This window comes from Ruegeria arenilitoris, from assembly GCF_013032445.1.
Taxonomy (GTDB): Bacteria; Pseudomonadota; Alphaproteobacteria; order Rhodobacterales; family Rhodobacteraceae; genus Ruegeria; species Ruegeria arenilitoris_F.
In genome coordinates, this window is the sequence record NZ_WQCA01000015.1 from 64,499 (window position 1) to 82,304 (window position 17,806).

The following is a 17,806-nucleotide window of genomic DNA, read 5'->3' on the forward strand; positions in this document are numbered from 1 at the left end:
GTGGACCATCTTGGCGAAGCGGCGCAAAGGGCTCTGGCAAAAGCCGCCCAGCTTGCCGGACGCGGGCCAGTGAGGCGCCTTATTCGCGCGGCGCTGCCGCCTTCCCAAATCCGCTACGAGGGGTTGGTGTTCAACATCGATCCAGCGCAAAATTACACCGATTTTTTTCTTTGGATGAACGGACACCCCAAAGAGCGGAAGTCGCTGGCCCTCATCAGCGCGGCAGTGGCTGGTCAAAGAGTCTGTTTTCTGGATATTGGCGCAAATATGGGACTTTATAGCATTTGCGTCGCACAACAGGCAGGCATCGGAAGTCAAGTACTAGCATTTGAACCGAACCCTGCCATGGCAGAGCGTTTGCAAGCTAACATCGTGGCGAATACCGAACTTAGTGCTGGGATCGAAATTGTGGACCGTGCCATTGGCGCCGAGGCAGGCCAAGCCTCATTGCAGATCCCCCATAACGCAGGCGAAGCCAGCCTGCGCTATACGGGCGATGGCGAAACAAGCGCTGTTGACGTGCAAGTGGCGCCTTTGTCCAACTATCTGCCGGGGCCGGAAGTGAGGTGGGACAAGGTCGTGCTCAAGGTTGACATCGAAGGCTTTGAGGATGCTGCCTTACACAGCCTTCTGAGCTGTCCAAGCGCTCGCCTGCCCGATGCCATCCTGCTCGAGATCACCCATCGCGATCGCTGGACGACGGACATCATCGAAGCATTGCTCGCGCATGGTTATGCCGAGACCCATAGACTGGAAGGCAATGCGTTTTTGCAACGCGGCGCGTGATTCTGGATGCGCTTCTCAGGACTTGGCCTTGGGCAGATCCCGTTTGCGCGATTTCTGGCGTTTGAGAATGGCAACCGTCTTACGTGACACGAGGATTGCGTCAATCCAGGCGACCATTCTTTGTTCATGGCGATCACTGATATGCGGGTGTGACTTGCCGCTGGCAATAGCCGTTTGCAGCCGGGCGACAAGCTGCCAGAAGCTCTCATCGCAGTCAGCATATTTTGATTGGCCGGGTTCGCCGCTGAACGACGTATGCACGTCCTCACAAATATAGATGCCTCCAGGCGGCAGCATCGGAAACAGCGTTTTGAACCCGAGGATCTGGTGTGACCAGAAATGGCTGGCATCATCAAGGACAATTGAGGGTTTCCAGCGTCTGAAAATCCGTCGCAGCGCTTTGGGACTAGACGCGTCACCAATTTCGACATGCACGCGGCTTTCCTCGAATTCCTTGGAGACCTCACGGATATCCATGCCGACAATATCCGCATTTGGAAAAAATTCTTTCCACGTGCGCAAGGATGGTGCCCGTCTGCTTGGAATCCCGACACCAAGCTCTAACATCGTGAATTTCTGATCGCGGTAGCCCGACAAAAGTGCCTCGTAAAAGCGCATATAGTCGTGTTTGGCTGAACGCTTATCCGTCCCCATCTCGGTTGCAATTGCATCCAAAGATCCTGTGGGTAAGAAGGGCACAACCGCGCCAAATTCACGCTCTGTTGCTGGAGCATCGTCCGTAGATTCCATTTATGTCCACTCCCACCGCTTACAATCGAGATTTAGGCTGGTTTTATCTGGTAACGTGTTAAAAAGATCAACCACACACACGTTTGACTCCAAGCTGGCACGCTTTAAAAGGCCTGCCCTAAGGTTCGACGCTGGCTGATCTGGCATCGACGATGTCAATCACCCGCTCGCCATGCGGGGTATCGATGAAATCTTCGCGGCTCAGATATGGCCATATTTGCGACATATAGGTTGGCAGGCTCTGATAAAGTGCTGCGATCGTTTCGGCCCGCACCCGCTCTTTGCGGCGGCGCATCGGGCCCATCGAGTATTCATCGTCAAACGCATCCCAGCCCACTGCATGGGCCAAATCCTTGAGTGGATCCTTGAAAGCCACGCCGATCATCCGTTCACGGTCCCGCCATGGTTTGCGGCGGGCGTTGAAGTGGATCACATGTGGATCGCGGGTTTCAATCATCAGGATGTGGTGCAGAATCTTAGTTTGCCAGTTCCAAAGCGGCGACACCTCAGCCCAACGGCCCTTCAGCACGTAGTTCAGCGCGCTTTGGTCGTGGAACCGGCAAAGCTCGGGGCAGGAGTCGAGAAAACACAGGACTTCACCTACCAAATCCTGGCGCGCCCACTCCTTGGCATCAACCAAAAGATAGCCCGAGTTGAAATAGCCCCCTGTCGCTTCGGAGATCCCGAGCGACTGCATGTAGCCCGCATTCAAAGGTTTCACCGGCCCCCAGTTGAACCAGTCGCGCACCGCAGCGGCAGGTCGCCCCCCCAAATCGGCCTCCCAAAAGACATTCACATCGCCATGCCGCACGGCAACATCCGCGTCGAGATACAATATCCGGTCATAGTCAGCTTCGATCTTGCGGATTGCGAAGAGCCGCAGGAACGTCGCCATCGAGTAGCGTTCGGTGATTCCGGTTTTTACACTGAAGTCGCCCATCGGCAGCTGCTCAGCCGTCACTCCGGGTCGGCATCGTTCGGCGAAACCATCCGGGACATAGGTAGATGAGAAAATTCGGATATCGAATTCCTTGCTCGCCGCGTGATCATACACGGCATTGGCAGCCAAGAGTGCAGGCCATATGTAATTGTGGTCACATGCGAAAATGACCGCGTGTTTGTGCTTGGGCATACTCTAATCTCTTGCCAGGCGCCCTATCGCCGGGTTCTTTGTGTTTGTGCAACAAAATCTGCGTGGCGCAGTGCAAAGTCAATGATCATAGGGTTGTGCAGGCACACCCAACACGCAATGATGCGAGCATGCAGCGGGTATTACTCATTGGGGGAACCGGGTTTTGCGGCCCTCACTTGGCGCGTCTCTTGGCGGACGCGGGTGCCGAAGTCACCGTAGGTTCGCGCAGCGCGCGGGCCAATTTCAGCGCTTGGCACACACGGATTCTGGATGGGATCGAAGTACGACGGCTGGATATGCTCGACCCCTTCACGGTGCAGGCCGCCATGGAGGGGGTGGATACTGTTGTCCATGCCGCTTCGGTCTCGAAGTCGCGCAGCTCGGATCTGGCGTTGGAGCAAGACATCAATTCCAACCTCATCGGAACCGTGCATATCATGCGCGCAGCGGCATCAGCAGGCATCGAACGTGTGGTGCTTTTGTCATCCGCCGGTACGGTTTATGGTATGGGGCAGGACGCACCCTACACTGAGGTAGATGCTTGCGTGCCCATATCAAGCTATGGGATCGTAAAGCTGGCGGCCGAGAACTACGTCAAGTTGCTGGGCGAGACCCATGGTATATCGACTCTTATTGCCCGTCTGTCGAATCCGATTGGCCCGGGTCAGACCGGAGCAGATGGCCAAGGAATCGTTGCAGTCTTTTACAAACAGTTGATGCAAGACCTGCCGGTAAAAATCTTCGGCGATGGGAAAGCCGAACGCGACTATATTGATGTCACTGAAGCAATGGGTGCCGTGCGGGATCTGATGATCAGCCAGGCCGAAGGAATCTTCAACATCGGCTCGGGTCGGTCCTCAACCATCCTAGAGATCGCGGCAGCCTTGGAAGAAGTCGTTGGCAAGCGCTTGACGTACCAAAAAATTCCGCCCGCCCGACCAGCAGATGTGGGACATATCAGGCTGAGTATCGACAAACTGGCCAACCAAATCGAGCGCCGCCCCGAGCGGGATCTGCTCCAAGTAATCAAGGGCTTTGTTGATTGGGCCTCGACCTGCTGACGTTTGGTGCGGGGTTGTGTCGGAAACTTTGCAACATGTGTGGACGCCCAAAACGTAAGAGGTAAGTGGCCGGTAAAAGCATCGGATCGCGTACTGATATTTATGCGGTACTATGACATGCCGCTGGCTCGTAAGGTGTTGGCGGATCCGGTCCGATTCAAAACTACGTGCTTGAAGCAATTTGTAGTACGCTGGGTTTCCTGAACCAGCCTTACGATCCTTAGGTCACATCGTCCATTGTTCTCTTCCGTTTCCGGCGCCTTGCACGTTAGCAGCCGGAGCCCAGTAGACTGCTCCTGTGTTAACCAAGTCCCAAAAAAATCCTCGCATCTTGTTAACCAGAGCCACCCGAACCAAGCCACGAAAAGTCCAAGCCCCATGTGTGTGCAACACCTCAAGAGTCAATATACCCCGATTATTTTCACATAACGCGCAGCGTAGTGCGTCCGGTGGCTGAACCTGACGATGACCTGTCACACGCTCACCCAAGTTTATGTGGCAGTGAGGCATGACCTTCGTCCGCGCAATTGGTTTTGGATGAAGAGCATGAGGGAACTCTGGCGGCGGTTGTTCCGTACCCTCGTCGTCAGGGTTCCCGTTAAACCGGTGCCCGCAACGGGTATTGAAAGGCTGCATGCGAAACGGATTGATCTCACTACAATCCCCACACAAAAAACCAGAAGTTAGACGGCTTATTGGGATGTAAGCAGGCCGCTGGTCTATGTAGTGGAATGTGGGGGTCTCTTCATCGGGGATTATACATTATTGGAACCTTGTTCCGGTTTTTGGCACCGCAGTGTACAAACAGGCCTTGCGGTTCGCTGGAGAATTCTCTGGTGTTCAAATTAGTTTTGCTGTGTCCGCAAGCCGTGTTGGTTCACTTCGACTGTGACGTAAGAATGGCTTTTGTCTGAGGTAGTAACTCGAGACTTTCCGAGATATGAGCCCGCCAGGCTGGTCCGCGCTCCAGGGCGGTCTCATACGCCTCGGTCAGATCTTCGGGACGATTCTGGTGCAGAACTTCGATCTGGAACTCTGCCTGTGCCCGGTCCTTTCTCGACTTCAGTTCATCCGGACCTCCGCGACGCCTGTCGGCGGCGATCAGTTTGTGGATCGCAAATCGTTCCGGGCGGGGGATCTGTATCAGGATGCCGGAGCGATAAAGAAGCGGCGCCTGTAAGGGCTCGGCAATCAGATAGTTGAGAAAATGAAGGCTTTGCGCGTTTACACCAAGAGCGGGAAGATCACGAAGTCCTTCCTGCTCGCTTAGTGAGGGGGTGAGAAATTCAACCAGTGTCTGACGATTCGTCTGCCGCCATTTCCAAACCCTCCCCTTTTCCGGAGCCGGGACCGGATCGAACTTCATCTCAGAAAAGACTTCGGCCAAAGGGGTATCGACGGTGTCACCGAGAACAAGGGAAAGACGCTCGAAGCTGGCAATGTCGATATCGTCGGTCATGGCCGCCTGATCAAATCCGATCCGGACACCGAGCTCACCTTCGTAGCACCGGAAGGCCTGGGTTCCAACCAATGTGCCTCCGAGGCGAAACACGCCAGTCTTGGCCATGGCTGCAATGACCTGGCCGCTTCCGACATCAGTCATCAAATACCCTTCGGCGCGGAGCGAGCGCATCAGGCGCGCTCGCTCACGCTCGGTCTGCTTTTCCACCTCGAAGATTGCTTTTTGTCGGGACAAACGATCCCTGAGATCTTCACTGTCTTCACCGATATATCGGTCGATGATTTCGTTCCCGATTCTGTAGTGATCATACCAATAGGTCTTTTTGCCAATAGACTTCAGCTTGGGTGATCCTCGGAGATTGGAAATCGAGCTGTCTTTCAGGGATCGTAGAAGATCTGTCCGGGCAGCGGTCCCGGTTGCAGAGTGATGCTTGATCTATACATACCCCACGAAATATTTTTTGTAGGGTAGCAACAGTTGGTCTTCGTCGAATATACGGCCAAGCCTGGTAGCAGATCGTTCGACTCCGTCGCAAACTCTTTAGTCTGTCTGTCGAACTGATCGATGGTCTGGTAGGGGACTTAGCTCCTAGACAACATTGTGGAACAAGACCACCGTTTCATCAAACGCCGGTGCTGTCCAATGTTGGGCTTCAAAGCCTTCACTTCAGCGGAATCCACATTGGCGGGGATCGAAATGATCGACAGGATCCGAAAAGGCCGCCTCACGCCAAGAATCTATCTTTACCAGCAGTTTGTCCAATTGGCAGGATAACCGATCCGAGCGTCGGTCCTTCTCAGCTACGCTGCGATTTTGCGACAGAACCGCAAAAAACACATTATGATCGTTTTGCCACTAACCTTTAACCGACTGTGAAGCATCTACTGAAATGAGATTCGCGACTGGAACAATCTGTGCGCTGATTTGATCTCTAAGCTGTGAGAGCATCATTTCATCCTGTTTGACGAATTCGATGAACGCCTGATTTAATGCGCTGAAGACAAGCACGCCCAAATCTGTCGCGACCAGGTTTCGGTGAACCTTTCCTCGATCCTGCAGAACCGCAATCAATTCGGTTACTTGCGCCACCAGCCGACGATCCTGTTCCGCATATCGCCGACCGCTTGGCGTGTTGGGATGTTCAATGGAATGAGCAATCGCCGTGCGCCACATTTCCTTGGAGAGGTATTCAAGTGAATGATCGTAGTACTGGAAAATCAACGCCAGTATCGCGTCATCAACGCGAAGGGGAGGGTCGGCCAAGATGGGAGCGCCTGCGGCGATGACCTCTTCGACTTCCATGGCAACGGTGGCAATCAGGATGTCGCCCTTGGTCTCATAGTAGTTGTAGACTGTGCCAACCGACACCTCCGCCATTTCGGCCAAGTCCTCGATTTTCACGGACCGATATCCGTGCGATCGGAATTTTATGGAAGCGGCTTCTAAGATGCGACGCTCGCGTGCTGCTTTTTGCCGCTCTCTTAATCCTGTCATCGGGGAAACCGTCCTTGTTTGGCTCAAAACTAAATTTAGAGTTGACTAAAAAGATGAGGCTGTTCAAGTTTTTTCGAACAGACCCACCCAAAAACCGGGCGACCCGAAATCAACAGGAGATGAACGAATGCAAATTGGACGTAATATCCTTGGTGTATCGGCACTGGCCCTTATGGCTGGCAATGCCTGGGCCGAAGGCGAATTAAACGCGCTGGTGTGGTGCGACCATACCGACCCCGAACTGATCGCTCCGTTTGAGGCTGAACATAACGTCAAAGTTAACCTGCGCGAATACGAAGGAACGGGCGCGGCTCTGGCTCTGCTGGAGCAATCCAGACCCGGTGACTGGGATGTGCTTGTCGTGGACGGTATCGACGTGTTCCGAGCCGTTGAAGCCGGGGTTCTGGCCCCTTTGCCCGAAGGTACGGTCTCGACAGCAGACTATTTTCCAGAAGTGGTCATGGCTGAGAATAATACCATCGACGGCGTGACTTACGCGGTGACCGAGAAATTCGGCTATAACACGATCTCGTATAACTCCGACAAGGTCGATCCTGCGGACATGGAAAGCCTGTCCACCGTCTGGTCCGAGAAGTATGAGGGAAGGATTTCGATCTATGACTACTACCTGCCGGTGATAGGGCTGGCGGCCATTTCCGAAGGCATCGCAACCGATGCGATTGGCGCGGGCGATCTGGAAAAGATCGGTGGCGTTCTGTCGACGATGCGCGGACGCGCGGCCTCGGTTGCAGGTGTGGTTGCGGCGCAAACTGCGCTGGCGACCGGTGAAGTTGATATCGTTGTCGGCGGGGGAGAGTGGCTGACGGCGGTTCTGGCCTCGGAACAGCCGGACCTGACATGGACTATCCCAAAAGAAGGCGCGGTTCGCTGGGCGCAATCCATTGGCGTGGTCGAAGGGGCCAGCAACCCCGATTTGGCGGTTGAGTTCATCAAGTACATCACCAGCCCCGAAGGCCAGGCCCGTCTGGCGACTTCATCCTGTTTTTGGGGCATGCCTGCGAATGCCAAGGCCGGGGAGGTGCTGACGGATGTGCAGAAAGACATCCTGCGCTGGGATCAGCAACCTGACTATCTGGCGCTGACTCAGCTTTATCCTGCGCCGGATGCGGATCTGGATATTGAAATGCAGGATCTGTGGCTGGAAACACTGCAGCAGTGAACATGTCCAAAGACCAGTTTCGGGGCTGGGGGTTCGTTACCCCGGCCATGCTATGGACCATCGCCTTCTTCGTCGTGCCCTTCCTTGTTATGGGCGCCATGAGTCTGGCGTCGCTTGAGGGGCGCACGCTAGTCTGGGACCTGTCGCTGGCCAATTATGACAAGCTGCTGGAAAAGGCGTATCTTTGGCGCGCGATAGTGGTTTCGCTGGAAATCACGCTGACAGTGACCGTGATCTCGGTCGTGCTAGCCTATCCGCTGGCCTGGATCATCGCCTTTCGCGTGTCGCCGCGGTGGCAGCGATTGGCGCTGTTGTTGGCGATCCTACCGTTTTGGACATCTTATGTGGTACGATCCTATGCGTGGCTCTTGGTTCTGGCGCGCGAGGGTGTGTTAAACGAGACCCTTCTGTGGATCGGAGTCATCGCCGAACCGATCACGCTGGCCAATACGCGCTTTGCGACGGTGACGGGGTTTGTGCATTTCTTTGTGATGCTTTTGACCCTGACGATCTATGCCAACCTAATACAGTTGTCCCCGAATTATCGCCGGGCGGCAATGGATCTCGGGGCCAACGCGTTTCAGACCTTCCGGCACGTGATCCTGCCACTAACCCTGCCCGGTATCGTTACCGGCGCCTTTCTGACCTTTGTACTGTGTATCGGCGATTACGTGACACCGCAGATTCTGGGCGGCAACACCGAGCTGACAGTGCCGCAGGTCATCATGGTTCAACTGGGCCGGCGCGCGGATTTCCCGTTAGCCTCGGCGCTGGCCATTGTCTTGATGAGCATCGTCGCATTGGCTTATCTGCTCTCCGCCCGCTGGCTGAGGCTTGACCGGCTATGATGCGCTTTTTGCCCTGGGCTTACCTGATCGCAGCCTTTGTCTTTATCTACCTGCCGGTGGGTGTGCTGGTCCTATTCTCGTTTCAGGAAGGATCGCTGCCGGTGCCGCCGTTCAACGGGCCGTCCCTAAAATGGTATCAGACCATTCTGGGGGATGAGGATTTGATGGCGGCGCTGAGAAACTCGATCCTTGTTGCCTTCGGGTCCTCTGCTGTTGCCGTGGCACTTGGGTTTCTGGCCGCTTACGGTCTTGCGCGGCACGTGCTGCCAGGATCGGCCCTGATCAGAGGGCTGCTGATCGCGCCCCTGACGGTCAGCTATCTGATCGTTGGGCTGGGTCTGCTGATCGTTCTGACGCGGTCAGGCTTTGGTGTTTCGCTTTGGACGGCCGCCATTGGCCATGTGGTCATCAACCTGCCGTTGGCCTTTGCTATCATCTATGCCTCGATGGGGGCGCAGCAGCAAAACGCCGAACGTGCGGCGCGTGATCTGGGCGCGACCGAACCCAAGGTGATCCTGCTGGTCACTGTGCCGATGCTGCTGCCGTCCATCGCAGCAGCCTATTTTCTGTCGGTTACGCTCAGCTGGGACGAGTTCATCATCGCCTTCCTGTTGACCCGTTTTGACGTGACTCTGCCGGTTGAGATTTGGTCGCTGCTCCGGTCCGGCCTGTCGCCGCAATTGAACGCAATCGGCAGCTTTGTCTTCCTGATCTCGGTGGCCGTTGTGCTGCTGCTGGAACTCACCATTTTTCGGAAAGGCCACCAATGACCGCGTCTGTTACGTTTTCGGGTCTCAACCACTGGTTTGGCCAGTTTCAGGCGCTGTCGGAAATCAACCTGCAGATCGAAGCCGGAGAATACGTGACCCTGCTGGGCCCGTCCGGCTGTGGCAAGACGACTTTGCTGTCCATCCTTGGAGGCTTCCTGGAGCCGACCGAGGGCCGCGTGCTGATCGGAGGTCAGGACATGACCCGCGTGGCGCCGGTCAAACGCCCTACAACCACGGTGTTTCAGGACTATGCCCTGTTCCCGCATATGTCCCTGCGCGACAATGTGGGTTTTGGTTTGCGCATGAGCGGCATGGGCCGGAAAGATCGCCATGCCCGTGCCGAGCAGATGCTGGACCTTGTCGGTTTGAAGGATGCGGCGCTGAAACGGCCCCACGCCTTGTCCGGCGGTCAGCGTCAGCGCGTTGCGCTTGCGCGGGCGTTGGCTGTAAACCCGGATGTATTATTGTTGGATGAGCCGTTGGGCGCGCTGGATCTCAAGCTGCGGCGCTCGATGCAGGATGAGTTGAAAAGCATTCAGCAACAGATCGGCACGACCTTTGTCCATGTCACCCACGATCAGGAAGAAGCCATGGCCATTGCTGACCGGATCGTGGTCATGAGAAAGGGCAGCATCGAAGATCACGGCACCCCGGACCGGGTTTATCGCCACCCCGCGACCTTGTTCACGGCGGATTTTATGGGTGAAAACAATCATATCGTAGGTGTGAAATCCGGGGCAGGTGTTGAAACGCCCTTTGGGCTTCTTCCTGCGCAGAATGCTCCAGCATCTGCGACGGCTGCGATCTGTCTGAGGCCCGAAGATGTTCGCGCCGACGATCAAGGTTCGTTTCCGATGGGGCAGGCCACCGTGACCTCGGCCGCGTTTTTCGGAACCTATTGCCGGGCGCATCTGTCACCGAACTGCGCTCCGGATCTGAGCCTAACCGCCTATCTGGCCCCCGATCGCCCATGGGTGCAAGGGGATGTGATACCGTTATCGGCAGATGTCGAGAATTTCCGCCTGTTTGAACCGGAGGTCACCTGATGCAACGCACGCACCCGCAGGACTGGTACCGCACCACTCGCAAAGGCGAAGACGTCACTCTTATAGACGAACCCTTCATCACGCCGTTCTATCGCTGCAACATATGGCATGTGCGCGGGCGGGATCGGGATATGCTGGTCGATAGCGGCATGGGGGTCGTGTCGCTGCGCACATGGGTGCCATTGGTGACGGAACGTGCGTTGACGGCGGTCGCAAGCCATACGCATTTCGATCATATCGGTTGCCATCACGAGTTCGAAGACCGCGCAGTGCACAGGGACGAGGCTGATATTCTGGCGAACCCAACCCGGACTACGACATTGGCCAACCCTTACGTGACCGACGAGATTTTTGAATGTCTACCGCCCTTGCCCTACCGATCGGACAGCTATGCAGTCAACGGTGCTCGGGCAACGCGCTTGCTGGATGATGGCGATATCGTCGATCTGGGAGATCGTTATTTCGAGGTCATCCATACGCCAGGGCATTCACCGGGCGGTATCGCTTTGTGGGAGGCCGCAACCGGGATCCTGTTTTCTGGGGACATCGTCTATGATGGCGAATTGATCGAAGACACTTATCACAGCAACGCTGATGATTATTACCGGTCGATGGTGCGTCTGTATGACTTACCCGTTCAAACCGTTCATGGGGGACATTTCCCAAGCTATGGTCGTGATCGTCATCGCCAAATTATTCGCGCATGGCTGGATGGAAAGAACGGGGCGAGATGACGGATATTCCCTCTGGACTAAGGACCCATTGATTTCTGTTAGGCGGCGTGATTCACGGTTCGAAAACGAGCGATGAACATGTCTGATCTCTTCGGGTTAACGGACGCGCAGATGGCGCGTCAAGAACCTTTCTTTCCGAAGTCCCACGGGAAACCTCGCGTCGATGACATGAGTGTTCTGATTGGGATTTTATTCATCAATCGCAACGGGTTAAGATGACGACATGCGCCCAAGGAATACGGGCCACACAAGACCTTGTACAACCGTTGGAAGCGGTGGAGTGATAAGGGCCTCTTCGAGGCAATGATGCTGGGCCTGTCCGCCGATCACGGCGAGGAAAATACCGTGATGATTGATGCGACCTATCTGAAGGCGCACCGCACGGCGTCCAGCCTTGGGGTCAAAAAGGGGGCGAGGACGACTGATTGGCTAGACCAAAGGTGGCGTGAACACGAAGCTACATGCCATCTGTGACAGCCAAGGACGCCGTTGAGCTTCTTTGCGACCGCCGGTCAGGTCAGTGATCATACCGGTGCGAAGGCCCTGCTAAACGGTCTGCCAGACGTGGATTGGCTGCTTGGAGATCGTGGATATGATGCCGATTGGTTCAGAGAAGCGTTACAAGACAAAGGGGTAAAGGCCTGCATTCCTAGTCGTAGTCAGCGAAAGAAGACCATTCGATACGACAAGCGACGCTACAAACGTCGCAACCGTATTGAGATCATGTTCGGCAGGTCGAAAGATTGGCGGCGAGTTGCAACGCGATACGACCGCTGCCCGAGGGCTTTCCTATCAGCAATCGCTCCCGCGGCTACCGTCATATACTGGTTATGAGTCCTGAGCCTAATTCAACACTTCTGGACTTGCTCTCTCAAGCAGCGTCTTTAATCCATTTGCCGGACTTGAAAGTGTGGACGCCCCAGTTGGCCTCGATGGGTAAAAGGCCTGAAAAACAAACTGAATCTCTCGGGTGGGGCTGATCTGTTTCTGAGAGGCTACACAAGCCAGGCTTTGTTGTGTCATGTTCGCCCCAATTAAATGTGCGGAGTAGAGAAAAAGATGGCGCGCAAGGGTACGGTCAAAGAGAACGCAGGGCTATCGCAAGATCCACACAGGACTCGGGACAGCAGTGAAAAGAACCTCGAAACCGCAATCGGGCGCGAGATCAAGTCGCTGCGCCTGCAGCAAGGCATAACAATTGCAGAGCTGGCAACGCTGACCGGCCTTTCTATCAGCATGTTGTCCAAGATCGAAAACGGCGCGACCTCGGCTTCGTTGACGACCCTACAATTGCTGGCCAACGCGCTCAGTACACCGATCACCTCTTTCTTTCGCCGCTATGAAGAAACCCGAAACGCAGTGCATACCAAAGCGGGCGAAGGAGTTGAGACTGACCGTGCCGGTACGCGGGCCGGGCATCAGTACAACCTTCTGGGCCATCTTGGGGCCAATGCCAGCGGCGTCCTGGTCGAACCCTATCTGATCACCCTGACCGAAGAATCAGACCGTTTTCCAACGTTCCAGCACGATGGCATCGAAATGTTGTACATGTTGGAAGGTGAGGTGAATTACCGCCACGGAGACAGAATCTATCCCCTGAAACCAGGCGATACGCTGTTTTTTGACGCCGATGCCCCGCATGGACCCGAAGTGCTGGTGAAATTGCCCGCCAAGTACCTCTCGGTCATCTCCTACCCTCAAACCAACTAGGATTTACCCTCTTGTCTTTTGATGTCCGGGGCGGTTGCGCACCGGCGCTGGTTGGGTGTGCCTAAGTTTTGCGCAAAAGAAATTTCCTGACAGGAAAGTAATATTCTTATAGTTGCTATATCGGGTGCCGCTCTGGTAGCTTCCGTCTCGACGAAATTCAAAGAGGCAAATGCTGATGTGTGGAATTGTCGGCCTGTTTCTCAAAGACAGGACACTAGAACCTGAACTAGGCGCGATGCTGACCGAAATGTTGGTCACGATGACGGACCGCGGCCCGGACAGCGCGGGGATAGCGATTTATGGCGCGGAATCGGATGGTTCCGCCAAGCTGACGGTTCAGTCTGATCAGCCGGACGAAGACTTCGCCACGCTTGCTGCGGATCTTGGCGCTGCAATTGGGGCAGAAGTTACTCTGCGCGCCAACGACACCCATGCCGTGCTGGAACTGGACGGATCCAAGGTTGAGCAGGCCCGTCAGGCGGTACGCGAACTGCGCCCTGGTCTGCGGGTCATGTCGGATGGTGCGACCATTGAGATCTATAAAGAGGTTGGTCTGCCAAAGGATGTGGCTGATCGGTTCAGCCTGTCGAACATGAGCGGCAGCCATGGAATCGGTCACACGCGCATGGCGACCGAATCTGCGGTGACGACCGAAGGCGCGCATCCGTTCAATACTGGGTCAGATCAGTGTCTGGTACACAACGGATCGTTGTCCAACCACAACGCGCTGCGCCGCAAGCTGAAACGCGAAGGTGTGCGGGTTGAATCGATGAACGACACCGAAGTCGGCGCGGCCTACCTGACGTGGAAAATGCAGAACGGGGCCACGCTGGGCGAGGCGCTCGAAAGCAGCCTGCAAGATCTTGACGGGTTCTTCACCTTTGTCGTCGGCACCAAGGATGGCTTCGGTGTCGTGCGTGACCCCATCGCCTGCAAGCCCGCAGTGATGGCCGAAACTGACCAGTACGTGGCTTTCGGCAGCGAATACCGTGCTCTGGTTAACCTGCCAGGTATCGAAGATGCCCGCGTCTGGGAACCCGAACCCGCAACCGTCTATTTCTGGAGCCACTAATATGCAGAGTTACGATGTTGCAGAAAACGGCCTGCGCGGTTTGAACGCGGCGCTACAGGCACAAAGCGCCGAGACCAACCAGACCCATTGGGAAGTACAGAACCCCAAGGGTAGCCATGCGATTGCCGTAGGGCTGGACGCGCCGATTGAGGTGACTGTCAAAGGATCGACCGGATACTACTGCGCGGGCATGAACCAGCGGGCGACCATCAAAGTCGAAGGCTCAGTCGGGCCGGGCGTGGCCGAGAACATGATGTCCGGCACTGTGGTCGTTGAAGGCGACGCCAGCCAATATGCCGGGGCGACCGGTCATGGCGGGTTGTTGGTGATCAAGGGCAACGCCAGCTCGCGGTGCGGGATCTCGATGAAAGGGATCGATATCGTTGTGCACGGCAATATCGGCCATATGTCCGCCTTCATGGCGCAGGCGGGCAATCTGGTGGTCTGCGGTGATGCGGGTGATGCACTGGGGGACTCGCTTTACGAGGCGCGTCTGTTCGTACGTGGCTCTGTCAAAAGCCTTGGGGCTGACTGCATCGAAAAAGAAATGCGGCCTGAACACGTAGAACTATTGAAGGACCTTTTGGCGCGTGCAGGCAGCGACGCCAATCCGGAAGAGTTCAAACGCTATGGCTCGGCCCGGCAGCTCTACAATTTCGATGTCGATAATGCAGCTGCATATTGAAGAAGGGTAGGAAAGATATGAGCGATCAAACCCCCCGAACCATGCCGATCCAATCGGCGACGTTTTCAAACCCGATCAACGCCGAAATCCGGCGCGCAGCGGCAACCGGCATCTATGATATTCGCGGTGGTGGGGCCAAACGTAAGGTGCCGCATTTCGATGACCTGCTGTTTCTGGGTGCATCGGTGTCGCGTTATCCGCTGGAAGGCTATCGCGAGCGGTGCGACACTTCGGTCACACTGGGCACGCGCTTTGCCAAGAAACCCATGGAACTCGACATTCCAATCACCATCGCAGGCATGAGCTTTGGCGCTTTGTCCGGCCCCGCGAAAGAGGCGTTGGGACGCGGCGCCTCGATGGCGGGCACCTCCACCACCACGGGCGATGGCGGCATGACGCCCGAAGAGCGTGGACATTCCTCCAAACTGGTTTATCAGTATCTGCCCTCGCGCTACGGCATGAACCCCAACGACTTGCGCAAGGCGGACGCGATCGAGATCGTGGTTGGTCAGGGGGCAAAGCCCGGCGGCGGCGGTATGTTGCTGGGTCAGAAGATCAGTGACCGTGTGGCGGAGATGCGGACATTGCCCAAAGGGATCGACCAGCGTTCAGCTTGTCGCCATCCGGACTGGACCGGGCCGGACGATCTTGAGATCAAGATCCTCGAGCTGCGTGAAATTACCAATTGGCAGGTGCCAATCTACGTAAAGGTTGGCGCGACTCGGCCCTATTACGACACGGCACTGGCAGTGAAAGCTGGGGCTGATGTTGTGGTGATGGACGGGATGCAAGGCGGCACGGCGGCCACTCAGGATGTGTTCATCGAACATGTGGGCATCCCGACGCTGGCCTGTATTCGCCCTGCCGTTCAGGCGTTGCAGGATCTGGGCGTGCATCGTGAGGTGCAACTGGTGATCTCGGGCGGTATTCGCTCTGGCGCCGACGTGGCCAAGGCTATGGCGTTGGGGGCGGATGCGGTGGCCATCGGAACTGCCGCTCTGATCGCTTTGGGCGACAATGACCCGAAATGGGAAACCGAGTATCAGAAACTCGGCACCACTACCGGGGCCTATGACGACTGGCATGAAGGGCTAGACCCGGCAGGGATTACGACGCAGGACCCGGAATTGGCGGCCCGTCTTGATCCGGTTGAGGCTGGGCGTCGCCTGCGCAACTATCTGAAAGTGATGACGCTAGAGGCGCAGACAATCGCGCGGGCCTGTGGACACAATGATCTGCATAACCTCGAACCTGAGGATCTGTGCGCTCTGACCATGGAAGCCGCCGCAATGGCGCGGGTGCCGTTAGCAGGCACAGACTGGTATCCGGGCAAGGCCGGGTTCTGACATTCGCGGGCGCGACCCTAACCTGGGTTGCGCCCTTTCTTTTTGCTCCAACAGGGAAAGGAAAGCCGACCATGACGACAGATCTGGCAGCTTTCGCCAAAGAAAAAGGCGTCAAATACTTCATGATTTCGTTCACCGACCTGTTCGGTGGACAGCGGGCCAAGCTGGTGCCCGCGCAGGCAATTGCAGACATGCAGGAAGAGGGCGCAGGCTTTGCCGGGTTCGCCACCTATCTGGACATGACTCCTGCACATCCCGACATGCTGGCGGTACCGGACCCGTCGTCGGTGATCCAACTGCCTTGGAAGCCCGAGGTCGCCTGGGTCGCGGGCAATTGTGTCATGGAAGGCGAGGATGTCGCGCAAGCCCCTCGCAACGTCCTGCGCCGTTTGATTGATGAGGCCTCCGACGAAGGGCTGCATGTCAAAACCGGTGTCGAAGCCGAGTTCTTCCTGCTGACTCCGGACGGAGAGCAGATCAGTGACCCGTTCGATACCGCCGCCAAGCCCTGTTATGATCAACAGGCGGTCATGCGTCGCTATGACGTGGTGCGTGAAATCTGCGACTACATGTTGGAACTGGGCTGGGGCCCGTATCAGAACGACCACGAAGACGCCAATGGCCAGTTCGAGATGAACTGGGAATTCGACGATGTTCTGCGCACCGCCGACAAGCATTCCTTCTTCAAGTTCATGACTAAATCGGTAGCCGAAAAGCACGGTTTCCGCGCGACGTTCATGCCAAAACCGGTCGAAGGTCTGACGGGTAATGGTTGCCACGCCCACATCTCGGTCTGGGATGCTCCGGGTGCGGCTGCCAAGATCAACGTGTTTGCTGGTGAGGGCGAAGGCCAGACGGGTGAGATGGGCCTGAGCGAGAAAGGCAAGCACTTCCTCGGCGGGATAATGAAACACGCCAGCGCGCTGGCTGCGATCACGAACCCGACGGTGAATTCCTACAAGCGGATCAACGCCCCTCGCACCATGTCGGGGGCCACATGGGCTCCGAACACCGTGACCTGGACCGGCAACAACCGCACGCATATGGTCCGCGTTCCGGGTCCGGGCCGTTTTGAGCTGCGCCTGGCCGACGGAGCGACGAACCCATACCTGTTGCAGGCTGTCATTATCGCGGCGGGATTGTCTGGCATCCGCTCAAAAGCCGATCCGGGGCGGCGCTATGACATTGATATGTATGCGGAAGGTCACATAGTAACCGACGCCCCGAAATTGCCGCTGAATATGCTGGATGCGCTGCGTGAATATGACAAGGATGCTGGGCTAAAGGCTGCGATGGGGCATGAATTCTCTGCCGCTTATCTGAAGATGAAACATCAGGAATGGAACTCATTCGTCTCTCATTTTTCGCGCTGGGAAAAAGAGCATACGCTGGATATCTGATGAGACTGCAGGCCGATCGGTAAACAATGAACCGCCGTACCACGAACGTGCCGCCGTTTCGCCGCAGAAACGGCGGCACGTACTTTCGGGACATCGCAACTGAAAGCCGCTTCACCTGAGCGAAGCTGGTTGCGCAGAGAATCAGTTGTCTTCGAATTGTACGCTTATGGCCCTTAGAACCGGGCCGGTCTCGCCCACTGCCGCCAGTTGACCGCGGAACGCCTGCCTCTGTCGTCCCTGGCCAATGCCGATCATACGGATGCCGAAGGTTTTGGGGACGCCACGGATGTGACCTTCGGGGTGCTTGCGCAACCGGATCAACCTTTCACG

16 protein-coding genes and 3 pseudogenes are annotated in these 17,806 nt (G+C 56.3%); 14 read left to right on the forward strand and 5 right to left on the reverse strand.

The genetic code is table 11. The features are described 5' to 3' along the window. Complete coding sequence (locus GOW98_RS19955) at window positions 1–786, forward strand: FkbM family methyltransferase (RefSeq protein WP_217359654.1); 786 nt, start codon at window positions 1–3, stop codon at window positions 784–786. Window positions 787–801: 15 nt separating this feature from the next. On the opposite strand, the gene GOW98_RS19960 is transcribed toward GOW98_RS19955, so the two are convergent. Together GOW98_RS19960 and GOW98_RS19965 are read right to left on the reverse strand one after the other, a co-directional pair. After that, the gene (locus GOW98_RS19960; protein ID WP_170335330.1) at window positions 802–1,536 is read right to left on the reverse strand and encodes an SAM-dependent methyltransferase; all 735 of its coding nucleotides are present in this window, start codon (window positions 1,534–1,536) and stop codon (window positions 802–804) included. Window positions 1,537–1,654: 118 nt separating this feature from the next. Then, a complete protein-coding gene (locus GOW98_RS19965; protein WP_170335332.1) occupies window positions 1,655–2,668 on the reverse strand; it encodes a glycosyltransferase family 8 protein in 1,014 nt (337 codons plus the stop codon). Between the two features lie 128 nt (window positions 2,669–2,796). Between GOW98_RS19965 and GOW98_RS19970 the strand changes: the two genes are divergently transcribed. Then, window positions 2,797–3,729 (forward strand): NAD-dependent epimerase/dehydratase family protein, encoded by a 933-nt coding sequence (locus GOW98_RS19970; RefSeq protein ID WP_170335334.1) that lies wholly within the window; start codon window positions 2,797–2,799, stop codon window positions 3,727–3,729. Between the two features lie 877 nt (window positions 3,730–4,606). Here GOW98_RS19970 and GOW98_RS19975 read toward each other — a convergent pair. Beyond that, window positions 4,607–5,398 (reverse strand): nucleotidyltransferase family protein, encoded by a 792-nt coding sequence (locus tag GOW98_RS19975; protein ID WP_367646873.1) that lies wholly within the window; start codon window positions 5,396–5,398, stop codon window positions 4,607–4,609. Between the two features lie 381 nt (window positions 5,399–5,779). Here GOW98_RS19975 and GOW98_RS19980 point away from each other — a divergent pair. Beyond that, window positions 5,780–5,965 (forward strand): annotated as a pseudogene (locus tag GOW98_RS19980) (DDE-type integrase/transposase/recombinase); the annotation flags it as partial. Window positions 5,966–6,046: 81 nt separating this feature from the next. Here the strand turns inward: GOW98_RS19980 and GOW98_RS19985 are convergent. Beyond that, on the reverse strand, window positions 6,047–6,685 hold the full coding sequence (locus tag GOW98_RS19985; RefSeq protein ID WP_170335336.1) for a TetR/AcrR family transcriptional regulator: 639 nt from the start codon (window positions 6,683–6,685) through the stop codon (window positions 6,047–6,049). Between the two features lie 127 nt (window positions 6,686–6,812). On the opposite strand from GOW98_RS19985, the gene GOW98_RS19990 reads away from it, so the two are divergent. The 11 genes and pseudogenes from GOW98_RS19990 to glnT all read left to right on the forward strand — a co-directional run bounded on the left by GOW98_RS19990 (window position 6,813) and on the right by glnT (window position 17,476). After that, the gene (locus tag GOW98_RS19990; RefSeq protein WP_170335338.1) at window positions 6,813–7,865 is read left to right on the forward strand and encodes an extracellular solute-binding protein; all 1,053 of its coding nucleotides are present in this window, start codon (window positions 6,813–6,815) and stop codon (window positions 7,863–7,865) included. 2 nt (window positions 7,866–7,867) lie between these two features. After that, window positions 7,868–8,713: an ABC transporter permease gene (locus tag GOW98_RS19995; RefSeq protein WP_170335340.1), complete on the forward strand. Its 846-nt coding sequence runs from the start codon at window positions 7,868–7,870 to the stop codon at window positions 8,711–8,713. Beyond that, complete coding sequence (locus GOW98_RS20000; protein ID WP_254438084.1) at window positions 8,713–9,483, forward strand: ABC transporter permease; 771 nt, start codon at window positions 8,713–8,715, stop codon at window positions 9,481–9,483. The genes GOW98_RS19995 and GOW98_RS20000 overlap by 1 nt, the downstream gene beginning before the upstream one ends. Next, the gene (locus GOW98_RS26340) at window positions 9,480–10,529 is read left to right on the forward strand and encodes an ABC transporter ATP-binding protein (RefSeq protein WP_170335345.1); all 1,050 of its coding nucleotides are present in this window, start codon (window positions 9,480–9,482) and stop codon (window positions 10,527–10,529) included. The genes GOW98_RS20000 and GOW98_RS26340 overlap by 4 nt, the downstream gene beginning before the upstream one ends. Beyond that, window positions 10,529–11,263 (forward strand): MBL fold metallo-hydrolase, encoded by a 735-nt coding sequence (locus GOW98_RS20010; protein ID WP_170335347.1) that lies wholly within the window; start codon window positions 10,529–10,531, stop codon window positions 11,261–11,263. Before GOW98_RS26340 ends, GOW98_RS20010 begins: the two co-directional genes overlap by 1 nt. A gap of 78 nt (window positions 11,264–11,341) precedes the next feature. Continuing rightward, a pseudogene (locus GOW98_RS20015) lies at window positions 11,342–12,097 on the forward strand (IS5 family transposase). A 225-nt stretch (window positions 12,098–12,322) separates the two neighbouring features. Further along, entirely contained in the window at window positions 12,323–12,973 is a 651-nt protein-coding gene (locus GOW98_RS20020; RefSeq protein WP_170335349.1) for a helix-turn-helix domain-containing protein, read from the forward strand. A gap of 175 nt (window positions 12,974–13,148) precedes the next feature. Then, window positions 13,149–14,045, forward strand: a complete 897-nt coding sequence (locus GOW98_RS20025; RefSeq protein WP_170335351.1) for a class II glutamine amidotransferase — start codon at window positions 13,149–13,151, stop codon at window positions 14,043–14,045. Window position 14,046: 1 nt separating this feature from the next. Continuing rightward, window positions 14,047–14,730: a GXGXG domain-containing protein gene (locus GOW98_RS20030; RefSeq protein WP_170335353.1), complete on the forward strand. Its 684-nt coding sequence runs from the start codon at window positions 14,047–14,049 to the stop codon at window positions 14,728–14,730. Window positions 14,731–14,747: 17 nt separating this feature from the next. Then, window positions 14,748–16,076 carry an FMN-binding glutamate synthase family protein gene (locus GOW98_RS20035; protein ID WP_170335355.1) on the forward strand — a complete coding sequence of 443 codons (1,329 nt, stop codon included), beginning with the start codon at window positions 14,748–14,750 and terminating at the stop codon, window positions 16,074–16,076. Window positions 16,077–16,147: 71 nt separating this feature from the next. Continuing rightward, window positions 16,148–17,476: a type III glutamate--ammonia ligase gene (gene glnT, locus GOW98_RS20040; protein WP_170335357.1), complete on the forward strand. Its 1,329-nt coding sequence runs from the start codon at window positions 16,148–16,150 to the stop codon at window positions 17,474–17,476. A 141-nt stretch (window positions 17,477–17,617) separates the two neighbouring features. Here the strand turns inward: glnT and GOW98_RS20045 are convergent. Then, a pseudogene (locus tag GOW98_RS20045) lies at window positions 17,618–17,806 on the reverse strand (IS110 family transposase); the annotation flags it as partial.

Coding starts and splice junctions, on each gene's coding strand:
- glnT (WP_170335357.1), top strand. CDS start 16,148: ATGACGACAGATCTGGCAGCTTTCGCCAAAGAAAAAGGCGTCAAATAC.
- GOW98_RS19985 (WP_170335336.1), bottom strand. CDS start 6,685: ATGACAGGATTAAGAGAGCGGCAAAAAGCAGCACGCGAGCGTCGCATC.
- GOW98_RS20035 (WP_170335355.1), top strand. CDS start 14,748: ATGAGCGATCAAACCCCCCGAACCATGCCGATCCAATCGGCGACGTTT.
- GOW98_RS19995 (WP_170335340.1), top strand. CDS start 7,868: ATGTCCAAAGACCAGTTTCGGGGCTGGGGGTTCGTTACCCCGGCCATG.
- GOW98_RS20020 (WP_170335349.1), top strand. CDS start 12,323: ATGGCGCGCAAGGGTACGGTCAAAGAGAACGCAGGGCTATCGCAAGAT.
- GOW98_RS19960 (WP_170335330.1), bottom strand. CDS start 1,536: ATGGAATCTACGGACGATGCTCCAGCAACAGAGCGTGAATTTGGCGCG.
- GOW98_RS20030 (WP_170335353.1), top strand. CDS start 14,047: ATGCAGAGTTACGATGTTGCAGAAAACGGCCTGCGCGGTTTGAACGCG.
- GOW98_RS20010 (WP_170335347.1), top strand. CDS start 10,529: ATGCAACGCACGCACCCGCAGGACTGGTACCGCACCACTCGCAAAGGC.
- GOW98_RS19970 (WP_170335334.1), top strand. CDS start 2,797: ATGCAGCGGGTATTACTCATTGGGGGAACCGGGTTTTGCGGCCCTCAC.
- GOW98_RS20025 (WP_170335351.1), top strand. CDS start 13,149: ATGTGTGGAATTGTCGGCCTGTTTCTCAAAGACAGGACACTAGAACCT.
- GOW98_RS19990 (WP_170335338.1), top strand. CDS start 6,813: ATGCAAATTGGACGTAATATCCTTGGTGTATCGGCACTGGCCCTTATG.
- GOW98_RS19965 (WP_170335332.1), bottom strand. CDS start 2,668: ATGCCCAAGCACAAACACGCGGTCATTTTCGCATGTGACCACAATTAC.
- GOW98_RS20000 (WP_254438084.1), top strand. CDS start 8,713: ATGCGCTTTTTGCCCTGGGCTTACCTGATCGCAGCCTTTGTCTTTATC.
- GOW98_RS26340 (WP_170335345.1), top strand. CDS start 9,480: ATGACCGCGTCTGTTACGTTTTCGGGTCTCAACCACTGGTTTGGCCAG.